The sequence below is a fragment of the Paraburkholderia phymatum genome (assembly GCF_040965635.1).
Lineage (GTDB): Bacteria > Pseudomonadota > Gammaproteobacteria > Burkholderiales > Burkholderiaceae > Paraburkholderia > Paraburkholderia phymatum_B.
On record NZ_JBFRCH010000046.1, the window covers coordinates 26,405 to 49,797 of the forward strand.

Here is a 23,393-nt window from a genome sequence, read left to right on the forward strand (position 1 = left end):
GGTGTCAGCTCCTGCTCAAAGTGATATAGCGTTCGAGATGGTGATCTTCGTCGCCCAGCTGATGGTCGATCATCACGAGGCGCTTCGCGTAGTGGGCAAGCGGCAATTCCCATGTCATGCCGATGCCGCCGTGCAGCTGGATGGACTCTTCGGCCACTTGCGCACCGACGCGCCCGATCGTATATTTCGCCGCCGACAACGCGCGTTCGCGCTCTACCCGGCTCCCGCCAAACGCGGCGGCGGCATTGATGACCGACGAGCGTGCCTGCTCGATCTCCAGTAGCAGATCGGCCATGCGGTGCTGCAATGCCTGGAAGCTGCCGATCGCGACACCGAACTGCTTGCGCGTGCGCAGGTATTCGAGCGTGTGTTCCTTCGCGACTTCCATCGCGCCGAGCGCCTCGGCGCACAGCGCGAGCACGCCCGCGCCGATGCTGGTTTCGAGCGTCGCGAATCCCTTGTCCCTTTCGCCGAGCAATGCAGCGTCGGGGACGCATACTTCGTTCAGGTGCACCTCGGCGGCCCGTCCACCATCGATATTTCGATAGCCGCGCACTTCGAGGCCCGGCATCTCGCGCGGAACGACAAAGAGCGAGATCCCTTCTTCGGCTTCGGCTGTGCCGCTCGTGCGAGCCGAGACGAGATAGAAGTCGGCCTCCGCGCCCTGCTGCACAACGGTCTTGACCCCCGCCAGCACCCAGCCGTTCGGGCCCCGGTCGGCGCACGTCGACACCCTCGCCAGTTCGTAGTGCGAGCCGGGCTCGTCGTGTGCGAATGCGGCGACGGCGCGTCCCTCTATCAGGCTTGCGATGAGAGGTTTGTGCGCGTCGTTGCCTGCATGGGCAAGTGCGTGCCCGACAGCGAGCGCGCCCAGGAAGGGCTCGACCACGAGGCCGCGCCCAAGGCTCTCGAAGACGACGGCGATGTCGAAGCCATCGCCGCCGAAACCGCCGTCGGCGTCGTCGAAGAGCGCGCCGACGACACCCAACTCCGCAAAGCGAACCCATAGTTCGCGGCTGAAGCCCGACTCGCTGCACGCGAGCTCGTCGCGCTTCACGAAGCCGTACTGCTCGCTCACGAAACGGTTGAGCGTGTCCGCCAGCATGCGGCGGTCTTCGGTATGCTGGAAATTCATCGCGATCCTCTTACAGTCCCAGGATCATCTTCGAGATGATGTTCTTCTGGATTTCGTTGGAGCCGCCGAAGATCGACAGCTTGCGGTTGTTGAAGTAGAGCGCGGCGGCGCTCGCGGCCTCGTCGGGGCCGATCGGCGCGTCGTCGTAGCCTTCGTGCAGCGCCTCCTCGACAAACGGCTGCGCGTACGGCCCCATCGCGCGGCGCATCAGTGACGAGATCTCCTGGCGAATCTGCGTGCCGCGAATCTTGAGCATCGAGCTTTCCGCGCCCGGCACGCCGCCGCCCGCTACTGCGGCGATCACGCGCAGGTTGGTCGTCTTCATGTTTTCGAGGTCGATTTCGACGCGAGCAAGGCGCGCCGCAAAGAACGGATCATCGGCTAGAGGACGGCCGTTGCGCGTGACCTTCGACGCGGCCCGGCGCAGGCGCGCCAGCGCCGCAACCGAAAAGCCGACGCCCGCGATGTTGGTGCGCTCGTAGGTCAGCAGATACTTGGCGACCGTCCAGCCCTTGTTCTCTTCGCCGACGAGATTCGCGGCGGGCACGCGCACATCGGTGAAGAACACTTCGTTGATCTCGTGTTCGCCTTCGAGCGTGATGATGGGGCGCACTTCGACGCCCGGCGAATTCATGTCGACGAGCAGGAAACTGATGCCCTCCTGCTTGCGTACATCCGTTGCCGTGCGCACGAGGCAGAAAATCATGTTCGCGTGCTGGCCGAGCGTGGTCCACGTCTTCTGGCCGTTGACGATGTAGTGCTCGCCTTCTTCATCGATGCCGCGCACCGCGCTCGTCTTCACCGACGCGAGATCGGAACCCGAGCCCGGCTCCGAATAGCCCTGGCACCACCAGTCGGCGCCATCGAGGATGCGAGGCAACCAGTGGCGCTTCTGCGCTTCGCTGCCGTACCTGATCAGCACGGGACCGAGCATGTTCACGCCGAACGGCACGATGCGCGGCGCGCCCGCCAGCGCGCACTCGTTCTCGAAGATGAACTTCTGCACGGCGTTCCAGCCCGGGCCGCCGTATTGTTCGGGCCAGTGATTCGCGAGCCAGCCCTGTTCGTTAAGGATCGCGTGCCATTCGGCCATGTCGCCGCGCGTGAGGCGCAAGCCGTTGCGCACCTTGCCGGAGAGCCTCGGAGGCAGTTTGTCTTTCAGGAAGCGCACGACTCGCTCGCGAAAGGCTTCCTCTTCGGGGGTAAAGTTCAGATCCATATCCTGCTTCTTTCAATAGATTTCGAAGAGACCGGCGGCGCCCATGCCGCCCGCGATGCACATCGTGACGACCGCGTACTTCACGCCGCGACGGCGGCCCTCTATGAGAACGTGGCCCGCGAGGCGCGAACCCGTCATGCCGTACGGATGGCCGATGGAGATCGCGCCGCCGTCGACGTTGAGATGCTCGGACGGAATGCCCAGGCGCTGCTGGCAATAGACCGCCTGCGATGCGAATGCTTCGTTGAGTTCCCACAGGCCGATGTCGCCGACCGTCAGCCCATGGCGTGCGAGCAGTTTCGGCACGGCGAGCACGGGGCCGATGCCCATTTCATCCGGCTCGCAGCCGGCTACCGCGAGCCCCCGGAATGCGCCGAGCGGTGTGAGGTTTGCGCGCTCGGCGGCTTTCGCTTCCATCATCACGCAGGCCGAAGCGCCGTCGGAAAACTGTGACGAGTTGCCTGCCGTGATGTACTTGTCCGGACCCTTGACGGGAGCGAGCTTCGCGAGTGCCTCCATGGTGGTGCCGGGGCGATTGCAGGTGTCGGCGGAGACCGTCACCTCGCGCTGACTCACTGCGCCCGTCTCCTTGTCGGTCACGGCCATCGTGGTCGTTACGGGCACGATCTCGTCGGCATAGCGGCCGGCGAGTTGCGCTTCCGCCGTGCGCCGCTGGCTCTCTACCGAGAACCGGTCCTGCGCTTCGCGGCTGATGCCGTAACGCTGTGCCACGATGTCGGCGGTGTCGATCATCGTCATGTAGAGCGAAGGCTTGTGCTCGACGATCCACGGGTCGAGCGCGGTCACGCCGTCTTCACGCGTGCGGATGCTGGAGATGCTTTCGACGCCGCCGGCGATGATCGCCGGCGCACCGTCGACGACGATACGGCCGGCCGCCATCGCGATGGCCTGCAGGCCGGACGCGCAAAAGCGGGTCACCGTCGTGCCGGCGATCGAAAGAGGCAAGCCCGCGCGGATCACTGTCTGGCGCGCGATGTTGCGGCCCGTGTTGCCTTCCGGATAGCCGCAGCCGAGAATCGCGTCCTCGATCAGGTCCGGGTCGATGCCCGAGCGTTCTATGGCTGCCCGCACGGCGAACGAAGCAAGCGTGGGTCCGGGTGTGAGGTTGAATTCTCCACGGTGCGCTTTGGTCAACGGCGTGCGCGCGGTGGAGACAATGACGGCTTCTCGCATGGTCTGAGTCTGCAAAGAGGGATGAAGAGTTGAACGGATCAGGCGATGTGGTTGAGGCTCGCCAGCGTGGCGCCGCGCTCGACCAGCCCGACGATCAGCGGCGACGGTTGCCAGAACACCGGGTCCTCTTGCGCGAACTCGCGGATGTCGGCGAGCACCTTCGCGAGACCGACGGTGTCGGCGTATTGCATCGGGCCGCCGCGATGGCGCGGAAAGCCATAGCCGTAGAGAAACGTCACGTCCACATCGAGCGGACGTAGCGCGATGCGCTGATGCACGACGTTCGCGCCTTCGTTGATCATCGCCGCCATGTAGCGACGCATGATTTTTTCGTCGGAGAACGTGCGTGGCGTGACGTTCGCACGCTCGCGCTCGGCATCGATGATCGCCTCGACTTCGGGATCAGGCGTGCCTGTGCGCGCGCCGTCGGGATACAGGTAGTAGCCGCGCCCCGTCTTCTGGCCGAACCAGCCGCGCTCGCAGATGCGATCGGCGATCTGCACATAGCGCTGCTTCGGGTCGCGCGTCGCGGCGCGGCGCTTGCGCGTCGCCCAGCCGATGTCGCCGCCCGCGAGGTCGGAGACCTGGAACGGCCCCATCGGGAAGCCGAACTCGCGCACCGCGCGGTCGATCTGATACGGCGACGCGCCGTCTTCCATCATGTGGTCGGCGGCTGCGCGGTAGACCGCGAGCACGCGATTGCCGATGAAGCCGTCGCACACGCCCGCTCGCACGGGCACCTTGCGCAGCTTCTTCGCCAGATCGAATGCGGTAGCAACCACGTCGGCGCTGACCTGCGCGGGCACCACGACTTCGAGCAGCTTCATGATGTTCGCGGGGGAGAAGAAATGCAGGCCCACCACATCGCCGGGGCGCGACACGCTTGCAGCAATCGCGTCGATGTCGAGATACGAGGTGTTGGTCGCGAGCACCGCGCCTGGCTTGCAGACGCGGTCGAGTTCCGCAAATACGGCCCGCTTGATGGTCATTTCTTCGAAGACGGCTTCGATCACGAGATCGGCACTGGCGAGCGCGTCGTAGGACGTGCTGCCGTTCCAGCGTGCGAGCACGGCCGCTTTCGCGTCGGCTGTCATGCGGCCCTTCGCGATCAGTCCGTCGTAGACCTTTTCGATGTTGGCACGGCCGCGTGCGAGCGATGCATCGTCGCGTTCGATCATCGTCACGGGCAGCCCCGCATCGAGCAGCGCGACCGCGATGCCTGCGCCCATCGTGCCGCCGCCGACCACGCCAACGCTCGTCATGGCACGCGGTTTCGCGTGACGCGTTTCGGGCGCTTTGAGCACTTCGCGTTCGGCGAAGAATGCGTGAATCAAGCCGGCTCGCTGCGGACTGTCGAGACATTGCAGAAACAACTGGCGCTCATGGCGCAGACCGTCGTCGAAAGGCAGTTCGAGCGCCGCCTGCACGGCATCGACGATCTTCAGCGGCGAGAACAGCCCTCGCGACTTCTTCGATGTTTCGGCGCGCGCTGCTTCAATGGCGGCTCGACTGGCCACCCGGTCCGCGAGTCCGTCAGCATCGCGAGTGCGGCGCACGGGAGCCTTCGCATCAAGCAATGCCTTTACGTAGTCCAGGCCCTCCGTCAGCACATCATCCGTTTCGCCGACGCGGTCGACGAGACCAAGCGCGAACGCTTCCCGTGCTCCAACGTGACGCCCGCTCAACATCAGATCCAGCGCGGCCATAGCGCCGATGAGACGCGGCGCGCGCTGCGTGCCGCCTGCACCCGGCAGCAAACCGAGCGTCACTTCGGGCAAGCCGAGCCGGGCGTCGACGAGCGCGATCCGGTAGTGCGCGGCGAGCGCAATCTCGAGGCCGCCGCCGAGCGCCGCGCCGTGGATGGCCGCGACGACCGGCTTGCGGCACGCTTCAATCCTGTCGCAGACGACAGGCAGCGATGGCGGTAGCGGCGGCTTCCCGAACTCCTTGATATCCGCGCCGCCGATGAAGTTGCGTCCCGCGCCGATCAGCAACACCGCGTCGACGGCGGAGTCCTTTTCCGCTAATTCGATGGCGTCGCTCAGCGCGCACCGCACGGCCACGCCAAGCGCGTTGACGGGTGGATTGTCGACAGTGAGAACAAGAATGCGATTGCGCAGTTCGCGCCTGATGTCATGCCCGGCCGATTCGGAAGTCATATCCCATGTCTCCATGTATTTCGTTTGGCTGATTGTTAAATGCGCGATGCGCATTGACAATCCAACTGACAGTTGACGAACTGTTAACTGAAAGTTGACACCGGACGCGGGAGAGTCCTGTGGGGCGGGATGGCGTACTTGTTGGGGTGGAGCGCTAACTCCAGGTTTGCGCGAGCGACAGGATTTCGGCGCGCAAATAGTCGATCAGCGCTTGCGTCGCGGGCGACGGATAGCGATTGGGCAGCGTCACGATATACAACGTGTTCTGCATGCCGGCGACGCGGAAATGCGGCAGGACTCGCAGCAGTTCGCAGCTCGTCGGCGCATGCGGCACGTAGGCCGGCAACAGTCCGACGCCCATGCCCCGACACACGGCCTCCGTCAGGAACGGATAGTCCGAAGACTGCAGCGCGGGCTGCATCGTGATCGCGTGGACGTCCGTCTCGTCCTCGCGGTTCGTGAGCGTCATCGTGACGCGACGGCCCGGATACGCTGACGCGATCAGCGTCTGCTTTTCGAGGTCGCTCGGGCAGTCGATCGGACCGTGCTGCTTCACATAGTCGGCTGACGCAACCAGGTTCCAGTCGATCGAGCAGATATTGCGCGCCACGTAATCGAGCGGCGGCGTCGCCGTGATTCTTATCGCGACATCAACTTCGGCCGCGATCAGGTCTTCGATGCGGTTGTTGAACGTGACCGTGAGCGCGATGCCCGGATGCATGCGCGCGAACTCCAGCAGCTTGCCGCCGAGAAACATCCTGCCGAAGCCAGTGGGCACGCTGATGCGAACGCGCCCGCTCAAGGTCTGTCCGAGGCTGTCGATAGAAGCCTGCGCCGTGCTCAGGTCTTCGAGCATGCGCTGCCCGCATTCGTACAGTGTGTGGCCGGCTTGCGTCATTTCGAAGCTGCGCGTCGAGCGGCGCAGCAATTGCGCGCCTGTTTCGCGTTCCAGCAGTTTGAGCCGCTGACTGATATTCGCGCGCGTCATCCCCAGCTTGCGCGCGGCGGCACTGAGGCTACGCGATTCGACGATCTCGACGAAGAGGCCGATCAGGTTCAGGTCCATGGTTTGATGGTGCGTGTGATTGCCTGGCGATCGAGTGCAACCGCTTCCCCATTTCCGGCATAGGCCGATAGTTTAAGTCAGCGTCAACCGCGGCCTTCATGCGAATAGCGATGACCGCTTCGCGTCGCGGGTGACATTGGGTGCCGTTCAACGGTCCGCGAACACCAGCAGCGGCTTGGCGTCGTGTGCGGCGCGCTCGGCGGCCGTGAATGCCTTGAGTGCACGATCCACGGAGTAGCGGCGCGCTGCCGGCGGCTTCAAGGTGCCCTCGGCCATACGATCGAGCAGACTGCGCAGCGTCCGGCTGCTTTCACTCACCCGCTTGCGTGCGAGCCACGAGAAGATAAACCAGCCGCGCACCTCGGCAGCTGAGTAGACCAGCGCCGGAGCGAAAACCGGCATCTCGAACGCCGCCGGGTCGGTCTGACGATGCGAGGACAACGCTCCATACACGAGCAGGCGTCCGTTCGGGGCCAACTGACGCGCAAGGGTGGCGCCCGTGCGGCCGGCGACGCAGTCAATCGCGCTTACGATGCCATTGCCGCCCGTGGCCGTCGTCAGTTGCTCCGACCAGCTTTCGTCCGCGGTGCATAGCACGACGTCACCGCCAAGCGCCTGAATCTCGGCGACCTGCTCTTCACGGCGTACAAGGTTGATGGTGCGGAACCCCTGCGCTTTCGCGATCTGCAGCACGAGCCGACCGACCGTCGATCCGGCCGCGCTCTGGACCAGCCAGTCTCCGCGTTCGAGTTGGTGCTCGCACATCGTCATTGCCCATGCCGTCATTGGGTTGATCAAAGCCTGCGCAGCGTCCTCGTCGGAGCTCGCCGCCGGTACGGGTATCGCGCGGTCGGCTGGACTGGTGACTTGTTCTCGCCACGTTCCGGGCACATCCAGCAACACAACGCGTTCTCCTACCCGCGTACTCGACACGTCGCTGCCCACGGCGTCGATGATGCCGACGCCCTCTGACCCGGGCGAGGCTGGCAGTTCCGGCTGACGCTGGCGTGCGAAACGTCCACGGATGATGTGCAGGTCGGACGGGTGCACGGGCGCCAGCAGCATCCTCACGCGGACTTCCGCTGGACCGGGCGTGGGCTCGGGCAAATCATGCCGGTGGACTACCTCTGACGGCTCGCCGTTGCGTTCGAATATCAAAGCATTCATGTGCTCACCAGAAGGTTGGGAGAGACTGCGATGAAAACCGGGATTTCACCGCAGTCGATTGAGTTCAGCCTGCCAATGGCTTCAGATGAAGCTGAGGGATTCAACCTTCGCTCGGCTCAAACGGCGACGCCCGGTTTTCAAGCTTCCATTTCTTCTCAGCTTCCGTATCGGGCCGAGGCGGTCGAATGCCGTCGATCAACCACAGTTCTCGCGGCGTTTCGCCGACATGCAGTTCGTAGTGGTAGCCCCGCTCCTGGACAAATGGCGCAATTGCAGCGTTCGCCTTGCGTAACCACGACTCCGTCCATTCAACGTCCTTGGAGATGTGCCTGGCGAACTGATCTAATCGGATTCTGACAAAATCATCCCGCGACTCACCTCCCATGAAGAAAGAGTCTTTCGGTTGTTCATGAAACAGAACACCGACATAGAAGCGAGGAATGATGTAAATGTCGGCGATTCGATTCGCCATCTCCTGCTTGTCTTCTGCCGTGTAGGCACCGGGGGGATGATAGATATTCCACAAAGGCATTTTTGTCTCCATGCATCAATAGATGCCGCGTTTCTTATGTCAGAACATCCGGGTCTCTTGAAAGACAAGATGAGCCAGACACGAGTGAGGCGGCGTTATAGATAGCCCAAGGATAGGCTACCGTTTGAAATCAATGCTTTCGCCCGCAGCATTGATTGCGACTCGTCGGATAGAAGTGCGATCACATCGTCGTTTCCGCTCTATTGGCGGCGGGAAAGGCCGAGTATGCTGCGAGCCTCGTCCGGTGTTGCCACGTCCCCGCCGATGCTTTTGACGATACTGACCGCGCGTTTGACCAGCGATGCGTTGCCCGGCGCCAGTTCCCCTTTGGCAAGATAAAGGTTGTCCTCCAGGCCGACGCGGACATGCCCCCCGAGGATCACGCTTTGCGCGACGATCGGAAATTGGGCGCGCGAGATGCCGAACGCTGACCAGCGGGCGTTCTCGGGCAGATAGCGCTTCATCTGAAGAAGACTCTCGGTGTCGGCGGATGCGCCCCATGGCACGCCAAGACACAACTGGAACAGTGGAGCCTGCAAAATGCCCTGCGTTTCGATCAGATGGCGCGCCAGACGCACGTGGCCCAGATCGAAGACCTCGAGTTCCGGCTTTACGCCAGCTTCTTCAATCAAGGTCGCCATCTTGATCAGATGATCGGGCACGTTCACGAATGCGCGACTGCCGAAGTTCATGGTCGCGATGTCCAGGGTGCAGATTTCCGGACGCAACTCGAGCACATGCCGCACGCGCGCCTCGGGCGTCATCATCGTACTGAGTTCGCTTCCCCGGTTCGGGTCTTCGTCGCTGGGATCGAAACGGGCACCCGGGCCTGTCGTCAGATTGATCAAGATCGGGCATCCGCTATTGCGGATACGAGAGACGACTTCTCCGTAGAGCGACAACTCAGTGCTTGGAGCGCCGCTTTTCGGGTCACGCACGTGAATGTGCGCGATGCTCGCGCCGGCCTCACATGCAGCAATGGCCTCGTTGGCGATCTGCTCGGGCGTCACGGGCACTGCGGGGTTCAGCCGCGGCGTGTCATCGCTTCCTGTGAGTGCACAACTGATAATCGTCTTGCTTGTCATGATGCTCGTTCAAAGGAAATAAAAATTGAGTGCCGCCATCGCGCGTTCAGGCAGTCCGCGCAGGGCCGAACGGTGAAGCCCCGACAGGCGCAACCCTGATCAGCTTCTTGTTGACGAATTCGTCGAAGCCCAGGAGAGAAAGCTCTCGACCAAAACCTGAGCGCTTGACGCCGCCGAACGGCAGTTCCGCCGCCGTGCCGAACGGCTGATTGACGAACACCATGCCGCTGTCGATCTGCGCGGCGACTCGCTCGCCGCGCTCGGTATCCGCGGTGAACACCGACGCGCCGAGACCGTACGGCGTGCCATTGGCGAGCGAGATCGCGGCAGCCTCGTCCTCGACGACGTGGAACGCGGCGACCGGGCCGAACAGCTCTTCGGCGAAGACAGGATTCTGCGGCGAGATGTCGGTCAGGACAGTCGGTTGCAAATAGAAGCCTAAGCGCGCGACGCGCTTTCCGCCACACACGATGCGCGCGCCATGCGAAGCCGCGCGATCGATCTGCTCAAGCAGCAGACGCAATGCACGCTCGGATGAAAGCGGTGCGACAGCGGTTGCCGGATCGGCTGGATCGCCCGTCTCGAGCGATGCCATACGCTGCGTGAAGCCTTCGAGAAATGCGTCACCGCGTTCCTTGCCGACCACGATGATGCGTTTCGAACCCACGCAGCATTGACCCGCATTGAGCATCCGTCCAGCGACCGCGCTTTGAATCGCCCAGTCGAGCGGCGCATCCTCGAGCACGATGAACGGATCGCTGCCGCCCAGTTCGAGCACGACCTTCTTCAGATTGCGGCCGGCACGCTCGGCGACGGCGGCGCCAGCGCGCTCGCTGCCCGTCAGTGTCACGCCCTGGACACGCGGATCGTCGATGACACGGCCAGCCTGTTCGATCGAGATGAACAGATTTGTATAGACGCCTTCAGGCGCGCCCGCTTCCTCGAACAACCGGGCAAAGGCCAATGCCGATTGCGGGACGCTCTCCGCATGCTTAAGCAGCAGGACGTTGCCGACCATCAGTTGCGGCCCGGCTACGCGCGCGATCTGGTAGTACGGAAAATTCCATGGCTCGATGCCGAAGAGCACGCCGATTGGCTCGATGTGCACCGCCGCACCGGGCGCTTCCGCAAGCGGGCGCGGTTGCAGATACGCGTGCGCATGTTTTGCGTAGTAGTCGAGAATGTTCGCCGACGACTCCACCTCCTTGCGTGCTTCGCCGCTGCGTTTGCCCATTTCCAGCGTCAGATAGGCTGCGTATTCGTCGGCCTTCTCGCGCAACAGCGCCGCCGCGCGCGACACAATGCGCGCCCGGTCGCTGACGGGACGGCGGCGCCAGTCAGTTTCAAAAGCGCGCTGCGCAGCAGCGAGCTTCGTTTCGAGCAACTCGTCGGATATGTCGGCGTAGGTGGCGAGCAGTTCGCCGGTTGCAGGATTGGTCGTCGTGTACGGCATGAAGTTCTCCACGAAAAAGTTGGCAACGAGTCATCGCATTGGCTCATGCTAACATCGTTAACACGCATCATGGCCAGCTTTTTATGGCCAGGAAAAACCCTCATTGATATCCATGTTAACACCGTTACTATGATCACGTATCTTCTTTCAACTTGGGGGAAGCGAAATGGCAAAGGGATATTGGGTGGCGGCGTATCGGGCAGTCCATGACGCAAGCAAGCTCGCGGCATACGGCGTCCTCGCGACCCAGGTGGTGAAAGCGGCGGGTGGAAAATTTCTGGTGCGGGGCGGCGAAGTCGTTGCATTTCAGGCGGGGCTCAAGGAACGGACCGTCGTAGTCGAATTCCCGAGCTTCGAACAGGCGCTCGCCACGTTTCAGAGTGAGGCTTATCAGGAAGCATTGGCCGTATTGGGAGACGGAGCCGAAAGGGACGCCCGCGTCGTTGCAGGCCTTGATGATTGAAATGCTCCCACGTGCCAACCGACGCCGCCGCCTGCGTCCACCGCTCATCTTTGATCTTCGCGATTGTGATCTTTCGCGAACGATAGACGTCCGCTACCGCACTCTCCATGTTGTGGATTTCCAGAGAAAGTTTTGGCTTGTGAACAAAAATCGCTGCGTACTTTGGTCGACCATTGGCTTGTGCCCGGTGCGACGCATCAGGTTAGAGTCGTCGAGTTTCGGAACAACCGCGCCAGGCAGCAGTGCTACGTACGTATAGAGGTGTCAAAGACCGGAGAGCGCGCGGCAATGTTCTTCTTTCGTCACGACGATGGCATATGGCGCGTATTCCCTCCCGCACAAGTTCGGCCCGTGATGGGCGCCAGCTGTGCCTTTACTCATTGGCATTGGTCAACAACCGGATCTGATAGACATCCGTATTCAAGTTAATCCTGGCGTTATATTTCAGCCAAATGTTATGTGCGTTAACATTTGAACTGAAAGACGTGCAAATCTGAGGAAATGGAGCAAAGATGGACGAAGCAATTGTTCAAACTGAAATCAAAGGCCACGTGACGGTCCTTACGATGAACCGTCGCCCGCACAACCTGATGGGCCCGACGCTGTATCGTGCGCTACTCAATGCATTCGAAGAGGCAGTGAAACGCGGCTCGCGCGCGATTCTGCTGCGCAGTGGTCTGCGGCACTTCTCCGCAGGAGCCGAAGTAGCGCTTTTTCCGGATCGCATTGCCAAGCAAGGCAAAGCACTGATGGATCCGCTTGAGGTGCTGCATGGCTTCGAGACACTACCGATCCCGATCGTCGTGGCGGTGAACGGCACATGCCTCGGCGGTGGATTCGAAGTGGCGCTCGCCTGTGACTTCAGCGTCGTCGCCGAATCGGCCAAGATCGGCTCGGTTGAGGTCGCACTCGGCTTGCATCCGCTGCTTGGCGGCATCCAGCGTCAGGTGATGCGAGCCGGTCCAGCGCGTGCGAAAGAACTCGCGTTGCTCGGTCGCCGTTACGACGCGGCCACCCTCGAACGCTGGGGCTTGATCAATCTCGTTGTGCCCGACGACAAGCTCGATGAAGTGGCATTGTCGGTTGCGCAGGAACTGGCCGCCGGTCCGACCATTGCGCATGCCGCCACCAAGCAGCTAGTCCGGGTCGCGGTCAACGAGGGCTTGGCTGCCGCCGACGAGGCGATGTTCGAACTGCAAAAGCCGATCTGGGCATCGCAGGATCTCAAACGTGGACTGGAGGCCTTCGAAAAGGCCGGTCCCGGCACCGCCGTTTTCGAAGGGAATTGACATGGCCGGACCGCTCGAAGGACTCAAGGTCGTCGATTTTTCCCGCGTGCTGGCCGGCCCGCTGTGCGCGCGAACGCTAGCCGATCTCGGTGCTGACGTGATCAAGATCGAGCCACCGCGGCCCGACGTATCGCGTGCGGCGTTCCCGAATCGCGATGGCATGTCGGGCTACTACGCTCAGCAAAATAGCGGCAAGCGCAATATCAGCATCGATCTTAACGCACCGGGCGCACGTGAGTTCGTGCTACGCCTGTGCGACGAGGCTGACATCATCGTCGAGAATTTTCGGGCCGGCACGCTCAAGGGTTTTGGACTCGACTACGCCACTCTCGCGAAGCGCAATTCAAAGCTGGTCTATGTGTCGATCACAGGTTACGGCCAGCGCGGCCCATGGGCTTCGCGCATGGCCTACGCGCCGACCGTGCAGGCCGAAACGGGATTCACGCACAACACGCTGCGCCATTTCGACAGCGCGGGCGACGGTCGCAGGTGGACCGATCCCCTGTCCCACGCGGACGTCTACGCTGGCCTGCAAGCAACTATCGCCGTGCTCGCGGCGGTGCGAAAGCGTGAAGTCACCGGGCGCGGCCAATACATCGACGTCGCGATGGCGGCTGTGATGCTGTCGATCAACGAACGCGCTCACCTTGATCTCGCGGGTATCGATACGGGCGCCGAGCCGGGCATCCTCGGCGCCGCCGACGGACCGCATTTCGTCGGCCCTGGTGGCGAAGAGTTCGTGGCGGCGCAAAGCATCGTCGGCAGCAACACGTTTCCGAACTACTTGCGCGCAATGCGCCGTATGGACCTTGCGCAGGATCCGCGTTTCAGCACCGCTGAGCGCCGCCTGCAGAACTACAAAGCACTGCACGCAGTAATCCAGACGTGGATGCTGTCATTCCGCGATCTCAAGACACTCGATGCGCAACTCGACGAGGCCAAGATCGCGATTGGCCAGATTCGTACGCTGAAGGAATTGGCCGAGACCGATTGGGCAAAGCAATGGGGTGCGGTTCACGAGATCACGGATCGTCGCGGCGGCTCATATCTGATACACGGCTATCCGTGGCACTTTTCCGACGACGAACTTGGGATGCGCAGCGCGCCCGCGTTTCGCGGCGAGCACAACGAACAGGTGTTCCGAGAAGCGGGAATGGCGGATACCGAAATCCGCAATGCAATCGATACCGGCATTCTGGTCGGCGGCGCGCCTCCGTCCGCGAAGAAGATCGACGCTTCCGTTCTTGCGCAAGCGAGTGAGTTGCAGAAAGTGACGGACGAGCTCTGATTACGGCGATACGCCTCGTATTTCCGGTATCAACACAACAGGTCGGAGGACTGAATGGAAGTGGTGAAACAAGCCTGCGTGGAGGCGTTATCGTCGGATGATAATGCCCTCCTTCGGAAGGCCTACGCTTCGGCGCAATGGAGAATACTGCCGATACTGTTTGGCTTATGGATGCTGGCGTGGGTCGGCCGTTCGAACGTTGCTTTCGCGAAGTTGCAAATGGTAGTGGATCTGCGATTCAGCGAAACGGTGTATGGATTGGGGGCCGGCCTCTTCTTCGTCGGCTACGTGCTGTCCGGCGTCCCTACTACGATGCTGCAAAAGAAGTTCGGTGCACGCGCCGTGCTTACTGGCATTGCCGGCGCCTGGGGACTGACGAGCGTCGCGATGACGTTCGTCAATAGCGCGCCGTCGTTCTACGTGCTGAGGTTCCTGCTCGGTGTGTTCGAGGCCGGCTTCTACCCGGGCGTCGTGTTGTACTTCAATGCGTGGTTCCCGGGGAAAAGGCGCACGCGTAACTTCAGCATCTTCCATTCGGGATCACTCTTCTCGACGGTCACGATTGGTTTAACGGGGGGATTCGTGCTCGAGCACATGAACGGACTGGCCGGCTTTCAGGGCTGGCGATGGATGTTCTTTGCTCAGGCGATCCCCACGGTCGTGCTGGCGTGCGTCGCGTTCATGATGCTTCCGGATCTGCCTCGCGGCGCCAGGTGGCTCTCCGCGCGACAGCGTACGCTCGTCGAGGATGATCTCCGACAGAATGCCGGAACGATGAGCGATACCGGCGAAGACGGGCGTCCTCTGTTGCTCAACCCAGCCGTCTGGATCTTGAGCGCCGCCTACTTCTGCCTCCTGGCCGCTACCGCCGCACTGTTTTTCTTCTCGCCGACGATACTTCGTGAGGCGGGATTCAGCGGATACAAAGAGATTGGCCGTGCAGTCGCTGGTGCCTGCGCGTTAGGAGCATTGGGCAATGTGCTCATCTGCAGCATCGGGGGCAGTGCGCAGCGTCGGCGGCTCTTCTGTGCGCTTGCGTCCGTCTTTACTGCGGTAAGCCTTTCAGCGCTTGTTTTCGTATGGCACAGCAGTACTATCGCGACGTTTTTGCTGCTCGTCCTCGGCTTCGCGGGAACGGGGGCGGGTATAACGCTCTTCTGGCAAATGTCTGTCGGTTTTCTCAGCGGCAGGTCGTTAGTGGTCGGCGTGCCGTTGATCAGTTCCGTCGCCAATGTCGCCGGCTTCGTTACGCCTTTTCTGATTGGATACGTCCGCGACGCAACAGGAACTTACGCGAGCGGGTTCATCATGATTGCCTGCGTGCAGGCACTTGGTGTCGTGGTTCTTCTTTTTGGCGTGCAGCGCATTGCCAAAAGGCGATCGCCCGTTGACGATGTGTCGGTTCGATGCCCAACATGATTAATCGATGTCGCCGTGGACTCGCCAGGCATGCGCCCTGGCCTGACAGCCAACGCCGCCATGACGCGGCTAGAATGCAGATAGGAAAACACGGTTGTCAGCACATGATCCGCAATATTGCGTGCCTCTCTACGCAGAATTTATAATCTATTCCTTGTCGTACTCCACGAACGAAGGCCACGTGAGTCCTAAGTCATCTATCGCGAAGAACGCGGATTACCACCATGGCAATCTGCGCAATGCGCTCATCGAAGCGGGGCGCAGCGCGCTCATGGATGTATCAGCACAGGACTTGAGCCTGCGTTACCTCGCGCGCATGGTGGGCGTATCGGAAGCCGCGCCCTCGCGACATTTTTCAGGTATCGATGAGTTGCTGGCCACGATCGCGGCGAGTGGTTATCGTGACCTCGCAGCGCTGCGCGTTGCGATCCGTGACAGCGAGGATACGGCGCTTTCCAAGGCGTACCGGATGATGCGGGTATACGTTGAGTTCGCGCAGCGTCACAATGGGCTGTTCGGCCTGATGATCGGGCCTCGCATCGTCGCGCATCAAGCGTATCCAGAACTCATCGAGGAAAGTAACAGGTCTTTTGGGTTGTTTTGCGAGACGATTGAGGCGCTGGCCATCGAGACTGGCTGGACCCAGGCCGATCTCAAGCTGGTGGCACATGCCGCGTGGAGCATGGAGCATGGTCTCGCCACGCTGCTCCTCGCGAATCGCGCGCCGCGGGCGGACACCAAAGTCGCGATACCAAAGTTGATCGACTTTGTCTTGATGACCTTGCTTAGCGCGATCACGGCCGGTCCGGATCATCTCCAGCGCGTGATCCAGCAATGCGCGCTCTCTGAGAAGGCCGTGGGTATGCGCACGTCTCGCAAGCGCGTCAAAGCTTAGTTATCGCCGCTGTTGAATATAAAAACCCGCCGTCGAATATCGTTCTGAACGTGTGCGGTATCGTGATCGATGAGGGCCTTGTCGAACGATAACCGCTACATCGCCAGTTTCAAGAAGACCATCTCAGAGCCTCGGCCTCCCGCTATCCTCGACGCTGCGCCCTGTTGCCATCGCGATGTCCGCAGGCTCAAAACTCTATTTTCCCGTGAAACCGCGTCAAGGGTGCGGACGCCTTTCGTGACGGCGCCCGCACATCTGTCGCGCAAGACTAGAAACGGTGTGTCATACCAATCAGCGCCAAGGTCTGCGATGTACCTTGTGCCTGCACGCGAACACCCGGCCAGCTTGTGGTCGCCTCGCCATGATTCTTCATATAGCCGGCGCGCGCGTACAGGCTCGTGCGTTTTGACAACGAATGGTCGTAACCTGCCTGAATTCCCCATGTACTGTCTTCGGCGCCGCGCACGTTGCGGTTGATGCCCGCGATTTCAAACACGTCCGCTGGCGTCGCCTGGTTCGTAGCACCTACTTCGGCGAGACTGTATGGGTGCGAGGTGTCCAGCAATGCCGCAAGCGAATGCGTCGGTACATCCTTTGCGTGGTTGTAGGAGTAGTTGGCCTGCAGATTGACGACGCCGATGCGATACGCGAGTCCCGCCGAATAGTGCTCGGTGTTGGCGAGCGTCAGCGCGGCGGGCAGGCCGGGTATGGTAGCGAACCCCGAATGCTGGTACTGATAGGCGATGCCGACGTACAGTCCGTACCCGTTATATGAGGCGGAAACGTCCAGAATGTTGCCCGTCGTGGCCGGCGTCGGTTGTGTGACCGTTGCCGCGAAAGCATACATGGCATCGATCTGGAATCCGGCCAGCACAGGCGACTGATAGAGGATCGAATTGCTGGCCCGTCCCGCTACGTATTGCGTTGAAAGTGTATTGCGGTCCACGGCCAATACGCCGGCCGACAGTGGCGACATGATGTCGTTGGCCCGGAATGGATCGGTTGGGTAGATCGCTCGAAAACTCGGCTCGTACTGGCGGCCGAACGTCAATGTGCCATAGTTGCCATGACTCAATCCCACCCACGCCTGCCGGTAAAACAATGCGGATGTGTCGATGAATCCCGTTCCGTTATTGATGTTGAACCCGTTCTCCACATCGAAGTCAGCCTTGAGACCTCCGCCGAGATCTTCGCTGCCTCGCAAGCCGAACATCGAACCTGTACTGCCGCCACTACGCTCCGAAACGGAGCTCATGCCGCCGTTGTTCAGGTACTGAATGAAAGTGTCGGCAACTCCGTGGAGTGTCACGCTCGACGGATCAGCCATCGCTGCGCCCCCTGCCATTGCCACTATCACGCTTCCAATGCCACGGCTCATCCGGCTAAAACGCATGCATGTCTCCTTTCCATGTATCCCCGCTCGTTGGCGGATGGTTGCACTGCTGGTCCTACGGGTGAAACCAGAAGGGTGCGCGCGGTGACGCACGTGCCCCTTGAATTCTTCGTGCAAAAGAAGCGGCTGCAGAACAGCGTGTGATGCAGGTGTTTGCATGGACACCTGCGTTCTGGCGCAGAGTCGTATAGCGAATGAAGTGAAGACAACCGATCAGCCGACTTGCCGGCTCTGGTTTTCCCAGTAATGCGCGCGCAGGTCTCGCTTGAGAATTTTTCCCGCCGCGGAAAGCGGCATTGCCGAGCGGAACTCGACGGATTTCGGACACTTGTATCCGGCGATGAACTGGCGGCAGTGCTCCCGCAGATCATCTACGCTCGGATTGCTCCCCGGCCGTACCACGACCACGGCATGGACGGCCTCGCCCCAACGCGCATTCGGAATGCCGATGACCGCGCACTGGACGACGGCGGGATGGCGAGACAGCACGCTTTCGACTTCAGCCGAGTACACATTCTCACCGCCTGTCACGATCATGTCCTTTATGCGATCGACGATGAACAGGTAGCCGTCGTCGTCCATATAAGCACCGTCGCCCGTATGGAGCCAGCCGTTGCGCAGCGTTTGCGCGGTCTCCTCATGCCTGTTCCAGTAGCCCTGCATCACGTTCGCGCCTCGCACGACGATTTCGCCGATCGTGTTACGCGGCACTTCCACATCATTCTCATCGACGATCTTCACCGTGACGCCGAGGCTGGCGCGACCGGCCGAGCGGTAGAGCCCGCTAGTCCGCGCTGCGGCTGAGTGATTGAGGGGTGGATTCACCGATACGACGGGCGATGCTTCCGTGAGTCCATATGCGTGAAAGAACTCGATGCCGGGCAACACGGCAAGCGCGGTATCGAGCACGGCCGCGCCGATCGGCGATGCGCCGTAGTAGATGCGCTTCAGCGTGCTCAGGTCGCGTGCGCCGAAGTCGGGGTGCTCGAGCACGGCCTGAAGCATGGTGGGCACCAGCCAACAATTCTTCCACCTTGTGACGCTCGATCGTTTCGAGCACGGCACGCGGGTCGAACGACGGCAATAGCACGTGCGTATCGCCCGCGGTGAAGTGGCCGACCGCGCGCGCCATCGCTGCGATGTGGAACAGCGGGGCCGCGTGCAGCGAAACAGTCGTGCCTTCGAAGTGGCGATATTCCGCCATGCGCGACACGGTCGACGACCACAGGTTCAGATGCGACTGCATCACGCCCTTAGGCTGGCCGGTCGTGCCGCCCGTGTACATGATCGCGGCAAGATCGTCGCCGCCGCGAAAGGAATCGTCGACGGGGGCCGTATAGGAGATCAACTGCTCATACGAAAGCATGCCGGCAGGGGCACTGCCCTCGCCTGCATAGATGAGGACGGGACGTCTGCGCGCGCTATCTGCGATCGTGGCGACCATTCGCAGAAAGTGGTCGTCGACGATCAGGATGACGGCGTCGCAATCGTCGAGCGAATACACGATTTCCGCCACGCTCCAGCGAATGTTGACGGGATTGACTACCCCGCCGCCCCACCAAACGCTCAGCAGATACTCGATATAGCGGTCGGAGTTGAGCGCGAGCATCGCGACACGCTCGCCCGTTTTCATGCCGAGTTTCTGCATCGCGCCCGCCAGCCGCGCGACGCGCCCGTGCAGTTCGCTGAACGTCTCCGAGCGTTCGCCGAAAATGACGGCCGCGCGGTCGGGCGACTGTTGCACGCAACGGTGCAAGCCTTGGGTCAGGTACATGATGTCTCCGTGTTCTTGTGCCGGCCATTGATTCGGGGAAGGCCGATCCTTGCTCGAATCGATACCTTAGGGGGCGCCATGCGTGTTGTCCTGTATCGAAAGGAGGAAATCGCGGACGGATGTCGAATAGTTCGAACGAACTACGACGACGCTTTGCGACTGTGGAAGAATTGCGCGGCAAGGTTTGCGCCGCAGCGACGCGAGGGAATTGGGTGGGATAATGATTACGCTTCTGTCGAAGGTCATCGCCGAAAAGCTGTTCGTTTCAGAACTTACCATCAAGTCCCATTTGCGAAAGATCAGTGCCAAGCTCGGTGCCAGGAACCGGACTCAGGCTGTCGCAATAGGAAGAGCGACGGGTTTAATTCCCTGACGACGGGGTCGTGGTCAACCCACGGCTATGCGCCCTGATAAGCGCCAAAAGGTTGGCAAAGGCTGCAGTGAAGGCCATGCCTTTACCGCGCGTGCTGCTGACATGCTCCCCGCGCTTTAGCCCGATAACGGTGTAGATACCATGAACTTTTTATGCACCTATCCCACCTGCCTGCCGTTGATAACTGCCTCACGGCAATCGCCGCATCCACACGGTGACAGACCGGTATCGACGCGACTCGGTTGGCTGAACTGCAAAGGTGACCGTCCACTAACCGATCATCATGAGACGCCCGAGGCGTGCAAGGGGGAGCCGCGAAGAGTCCAGGATATCGGAATTACGCGCGACCTTCGCCGCCCGTGTGTTCTGCGTGCGGGGCCACAGCAACGCTTGACGAAGCCGCGCGTGTCGAAGTTGACGAGCGCGCGCGGCACGGTCGTCCTCAACGTTGAACTCAGCGCAGCGACTGGAAGCTCGCGCGAACCTCTTGCGCGAAATCCCGCGGCTGCTCCCAGGCTGCAAAATGTCCTCCTTTCGGAAGGCGGTTGTAGTGAATGAGTCTGGGATACGCCTGCTCTGCCCAGCTTCGCGGAGCGGCGTACAGTTCGTCCGGAAAGACGCTGACGGCAACGGGAATGGTGACGTGCTTCGGGGCAAAGAAGTTGAACTTGTTTTCCCAATACAGGCGTGCCGATGAGATCCCGGTGTTGGTCAGCCAATAGAGCGTTACGTTGTCGAGAACGTCGTTTCGCGAAAAACCTTCGGACTGTCCGTCAAACACGCGTGTGATGAGTGCGAGGCTGGCTGCATCGTGATCGAGCATCCACGACGCGAGGCCGACAGGCGAATCTTCGATCCCATACAGCGTCTGCGGCCGGCCCGCCATCTCCTGTGCATAGCCGAGACCGTGCTTGTAGAAAAAGTCGAGCTGATCGAATGCATGCTTCTCGTCGGGCGAGAGACCGGCGGGAGCCGGCTCGCCGAATTTGAGTGCGTGCGCAACGTCGTCCGGTACGGTTGCCGGCATGTTGGTATGGATGCCGAGCAGTTCCGGCGGCGTGAGCAGCGCCATCTGTTCCGTGACAGCGTTCCCCCAATCACCACCTTGCGCCACGTATCGCCTGTATCCGAGGCGCTGCATCAGAACAACCCAGGCGCGCGCGATGCGAGCCGGGTCCCAGCCGGTCGTGGTTGGCTTGCCTGAAAACCCGTAGCCGGGCAGCGAAGGAATCACGACATCGAAAGCGTCCGATGGACTCCCGCCATGGGCCGTCGGATTGGTCAGCGGATCGATGATCTTCAACTGCTCGATGATCGAGCCGGGCCACCCGTGCGTGACGATGATCGGCAACGCATTCTGATGTTTCGAACGAACATGGATGAAGTGAATGTCGAGCCCATCGATTTCGGTGACGAATTGCGGCAAGGCATTGAGCCGCGCTTCGATCTTGCGCCAGTCGTACTCCGTCGACCAGTAACGCGCGAGTTTCTGCATGGTCGCGAGCTGCACGCCCTGCGATGCATCCGTGACCGTTTCCCGCTCAGGCCATCTCGTCGCCTTGATGCGCCGGCGTAAATCGACAAGTTGCGATTCCGGCACATGCACGCGAAGCCGACGGATAGCGGTCTTGTCGCCGCCCTTCGGTTGTGCGACTTCAGTGATCACCTGATTCGTTTCTGCGAAAGCGAGCCGGGACAACGAGGCAGCAGCAACGGTCGCCGCTGCGACACCAACAAAGCGGCGGCGCGACGGGGTCTGCGGAGGGATATCGTTTAACACTCTTGCTCCTATTGGCAATCAGTTGGGCTAGCGATGAGTGATCAAGCACTCTCGTGATTGCCCACCTGAGCCGTCTTCAAGGTTCGGCACGTAGGCCCTTAGTAGCTGGCAACTTCGATCACTGCGTCCGCAAAGGCCTTGGGGGCTTCCTGCGGCAAGTTGTGACCGATTCCACCTGTGATGGTCCGGTGAGCGTATTTGCCCACGAACTTCTTCGCATACGCCGCAGGCTCCGGATGAGCCGCGCCATTCGCGTCGCCTTCGAGGGTGATCGTCGGCACAGTGATGACGGGTGCGGCCGCGAGACGCTTTTCCAGCGCGTCGAGGTTCCCCGGTTGAGAGACTCAATCGCCAGCGGTAGTTGTCGATCACGATGGCAACATGATCCGGATTTTCGAAGGCTCTTGCGGATCGCTCAAACGTTGCATCATCGAAGTTCCATTTCGGCGACGCAAGTTGCCAGATGAGCTTCGCGAAGTCGTGTCGGTTGGCTTCATAACCCTGCCTGCCACGCTGAGTCGCGAAGTAGAACTGATACCACCATACGAGTTCCGCCTTCGGCGGCAAGGGCGCCTTGTTGCCGGCCTGACTGCCGATCAGATAGCCGCTCACCGAAACCAATGCCTTGCAGCGCTCCGGCCACAGCGCGGCGACGACATTGGCCGTGCGCCCGCCCCAGTCGAAGCCGCCGAGGATGGCCTTCTGGATCTTCAGCGCGTCCATCAGCGCGATGACGTCGACGGCCAGCACCGACTGCTGGCCATTCCGGACCGTATTGCCGGAAAGAAAATGTGTCGTACCGTAGCCGCGCAGATAAGGAACGATGACCCGATGGCCGGCCGACGCGAGCCGAGGCGCGACGTCAACGAAACTCTGGATGTCATAGGGCCAGCCGTGGAGCAAAATCACGACCACGCCGTTGACCGGGCCAACTTCGGCATATCCGACATTCAGAACGCCGGCATCGATCTGCGTGATCGCGCCGAACGAACTATTCGACATCGCGGTATCCGCGCTTGCAGCGGGCTGGCTCGACTCATCGACTTGCGCGTTCGCCAGCCCGCTCAGGACCGATTCCATCGCACCCACGCTGACCACTGCCGTCCTGAGAAAGCGTCGACGGCGGGTGTTGATCTGATTCGACATCGGTACCTCTTCTCTTCAGGTTGATTCATATCGCTGTGTACACGCGTGGCTTGAGTCGACGCTTTGCGCTCTGCGCTGAACACGAATGGCAATCGTCCTATCCATTGCGATGAGCGACGGACAATCACGCGACGCGACCAAAGGGCTAGTGGCCGGTGAGCAATGCAGCACAGAGGCCCGCTCCGAAGGCGTATGTCCCCAAAGCCCCGATAGCTCGGGCCGGATTGGATTTCTGCATGGACGGCCAGGCAATTAGCGCGACCACCAGGAGCAAACGGCAGACAGTTGCGCCGACCATGCACCAGAGCTGCCAGTAAGGCGGATGCTGAGAGCCGAGGTACAAACAGAGCACCGCCAGAAATGGGACGTACTCGGCGGTGTTACCGTGAGCGCGCACCAGTTTGGTCAGCAACTGATCGGGTTCAGATGCGTAGCCACTTAGGGCAATGCTGATCAAGTCCACCGTTCATGGCTGTCATGCGTTATTGCGTAGACATGCAACGGTAAAAAAAATGAAGAACCAACTGACACTGGCGATGGCGGTCGATCAATGCGGAGGATTC

The 23,393-nt window shown here is 61.2% G+C and carries 17 protein-coding genes and 3 pseudogenes; 6 read left to right on the forward strand and 14 right to left on the reverse strand.

The window, feature by feature from the left end; genetic code table 11:
* Window positions 1–4: 4 nt before the first annotated feature.
* The 9 genes from AB4Y32_RS36650 to AB4Y32_RS36690 all read right to left on the reverse strand — a co-directional run bounded on the left by AB4Y32_RS36650 (window position 5) and on the right by AB4Y32_RS36690 (window position 11,010).
* A complete protein-coding gene (locus AB4Y32_RS36650) occupies window positions 5–1,135 on the reverse strand; it encodes an acyl-CoA dehydrogenase family protein (RefSeq protein WP_368725966.1) in 1,131 nt (376 codons plus the stop codon).
* Between the two features lie 10 nt (window positions 1,136–1,145).
* Window positions 1,146–2,354, reverse strand: a complete 1,209-nt coding sequence (locus AB4Y32_RS36655) for an acyl-CoA dehydrogenase family protein (RefSeq protein WP_368725967.1) — start codon at window positions 2,352–2,354, stop codon at window positions 1,146–1,148.
* 12 nt (window positions 2,355–2,366) lie between these two features.
* Complete coding sequence (locus tag AB4Y32_RS36660) at window positions 2,367–3,548, reverse strand: acetyl-CoA C-acyltransferase (protein WP_368725968.1); 1,182 nt, start codon at window positions 3,546–3,548, stop codon at window positions 2,367–2,369.
* Window positions 3,549–3,586: 38 nt separating this feature from the next.
* Window positions 3,587–5,707 carry a 3-hydroxyacyl-CoA dehydrogenase NAD-binding domain-containing protein gene (locus AB4Y32_RS36665; protein ID WP_368725969.1) on the reverse strand — a complete coding sequence of 707 codons (2,121 nt, stop codon included), beginning with the start codon at window positions 5,705–5,707 and terminating at the stop codon, window positions 3,587–3,589.
* 154 nt (window positions 5,708–5,861) lie between these two features.
* Entirely contained in the window at window positions 5,862–6,773 is a 912-nt protein-coding gene (locus tag AB4Y32_RS36670; protein WP_368725970.1) for a LysR family transcriptional regulator, read from the reverse strand.
* A gap of 147 nt (window positions 6,774–6,920) precedes the next feature.
* The gene (locus tag AB4Y32_RS36675) at window positions 6,921–7,940 is read right to left on the reverse strand and encodes a zinc-dependent alcohol dehydrogenase family protein (RefSeq protein WP_368725971.1); all 1,020 of its coding nucleotides are present in this window, start codon (window positions 7,938–7,940) and stop codon (window positions 6,921–6,923) included.
* Window positions 7,941–8,040: 100 nt separating this feature from the next.
* Complete coding sequence (locus tag AB4Y32_RS36680; protein ID WP_368725972.1) at window positions 8,041–8,472, reverse strand: tautomerase family protein; 432 nt, start codon at window positions 8,470–8,472, stop codon at window positions 8,041–8,043.
* Between the two features lie 200 nt (window positions 8,473–8,672).
* The gene (locus AB4Y32_RS36685; protein WP_368725973.1) at window positions 8,673–9,557 is read right to left on the reverse strand and encodes a 3-keto-5-aminohexanoate cleavage protein; all 885 of its coding nucleotides are present in this window, start codon (window positions 9,555–9,557) and stop codon (window positions 8,673–8,675) included.
* Window positions 9,558–9,603: 46 nt separating this feature from the next.
* Entirely contained in the window at window positions 9,604–11,010 is a 1,407-nt protein-coding gene (locus AB4Y32_RS36690) for an NAD-dependent succinate-semialdehyde dehydrogenase (protein ID WP_368725974.1), read from the reverse strand.
* 166 nt (window positions 11,011–11,176) lie between these two features.
* Here AB4Y32_RS36690 and AB4Y32_RS36695 point away from each other — a divergent pair, with 166 nt between their 5' ends.
* The 5 genes from AB4Y32_RS36695 to AB4Y32_RS36715 all read left to right on the forward strand — a co-directional run bounded on the left by AB4Y32_RS36695 (window position 11,177) and on the right by AB4Y32_RS36715 (window position 16,364).
* A complete protein-coding gene (locus tag AB4Y32_RS36695) occupies window positions 11,177–11,473 on the forward strand; it encodes a DUF1330 domain-containing protein (protein WP_087737666.1) in 297 nt (98 codons plus the stop codon).
* A gap of 512 nt (window positions 11,474–11,985) precedes the next feature.
* The gene (locus AB4Y32_RS36700) at window positions 11,986–12,762 is read left to right on the forward strand and encodes an enoyl-CoA hydratase/isomerase family protein (RefSeq protein ID WP_368725975.1); all 777 of its coding nucleotides are present in this window, start codon (window positions 11,986–11,988) and stop codon (window positions 12,760–12,762) included.
* A gap of 1 nt (window position 12,763) precedes the next feature.
* Window positions 12,764–14,050 (forward strand): CaiB/BaiF CoA transferase family protein, encoded by a 1,287-nt coding sequence (locus AB4Y32_RS36705; protein WP_368725976.1) that lies wholly within the window; start codon window positions 12,764–12,766, stop codon window positions 14,048–14,050.
* 54 nt (window positions 14,051–14,104) lie between these two features.
* Window positions 14,105–15,469 carry an MFS transporter gene (locus AB4Y32_RS36710; RefSeq protein ID WP_368725977.1) on the forward strand — a complete coding sequence of 455 codons (1,365 nt, stop codon included), beginning with the start codon at window positions 14,105–14,107 and terminating at the stop codon, window positions 15,467–15,469.
* A 181-nt stretch (window positions 15,470–15,650) separates the two neighbouring features.
* The gene (locus AB4Y32_RS36715; RefSeq protein WP_368725978.1) at window positions 15,651–16,364 is read left to right on the forward strand and encodes a TetR/AcrR family transcriptional regulator; all 714 of its coding nucleotides are present in this window, start codon (window positions 15,651–15,653) and stop codon (window positions 16,362–16,364) included.
* A 268-nt stretch (window positions 16,365–16,632) separates the two neighbouring features.
* Here the strand turns inward: AB4Y32_RS36715 and AB4Y32_RS36720 are convergent, their stop codons facing one another.
* Window positions 16,633–17,757 (reverse strand): porin, encoded by a 1,125-nt coding sequence (locus AB4Y32_RS36720; protein WP_368725979.1) that lies wholly within the window; start codon window positions 17,755–17,757, stop codon window positions 16,633–16,635.
* A gap of 213 nt (window positions 17,758–17,970) precedes the next feature.
* Window positions 17,971–19,531 (reverse strand): annotated as a pseudogene (locus tag AB4Y32_RS36725) (long-chain-fatty-acid--CoA ligase).
* A 238-nt stretch (window positions 19,532–19,769) separates the two neighbouring features.
* Here AB4Y32_RS36725 and AB4Y32_RS36730 point away from each other — a divergent pair.
* A pseudogene (locus tag AB4Y32_RS36730) lies at window positions 19,770–19,904 on the forward strand (helix-turn-helix transcriptional regulator); the annotation flags it as partial.
* 454 nt (window positions 19,905–20,358) lie between these two features.
* On the opposite strand, the gene AB4Y32_RS36735 reads toward AB4Y32_RS36730, so the two are convergent.
* The 3 genes and pseudogenes from AB4Y32_RS36735 to AB4Y32_RS36745 all read right to left on the reverse strand — a co-directional run bounded on the left by AB4Y32_RS36735 (window position 20,359) and on the right by AB4Y32_RS36745 (window position 23,287).
* Window positions 20,359–21,684: an epoxide hydrolase family protein gene (locus AB4Y32_RS36735; RefSeq protein WP_368725981.1), complete on the reverse strand. Its 1,326-nt coding sequence runs from the start codon at window positions 21,682–21,684 to the stop codon at window positions 20,359–20,361.
* Between the two features lie 98 nt (window positions 21,685–21,782).
* A pseudogene (locus tag AB4Y32_RS36740) lies at window positions 21,783–22,830 on the reverse strand (alpha/beta fold hydrolase).
* Between the two features lie 145 nt (window positions 22,831–22,975).
* Window positions 22,976–23,287, reverse strand: a complete 312-nt coding sequence (locus AB4Y32_RS36745) for an MAPEG family protein (protein ID WP_368725982.1) — start codon at window positions 23,285–23,287, stop codon at window positions 22,976–22,978.
* Between the last annotated feature and the right edge of the window lie 106 nt (window positions 23,288–23,393).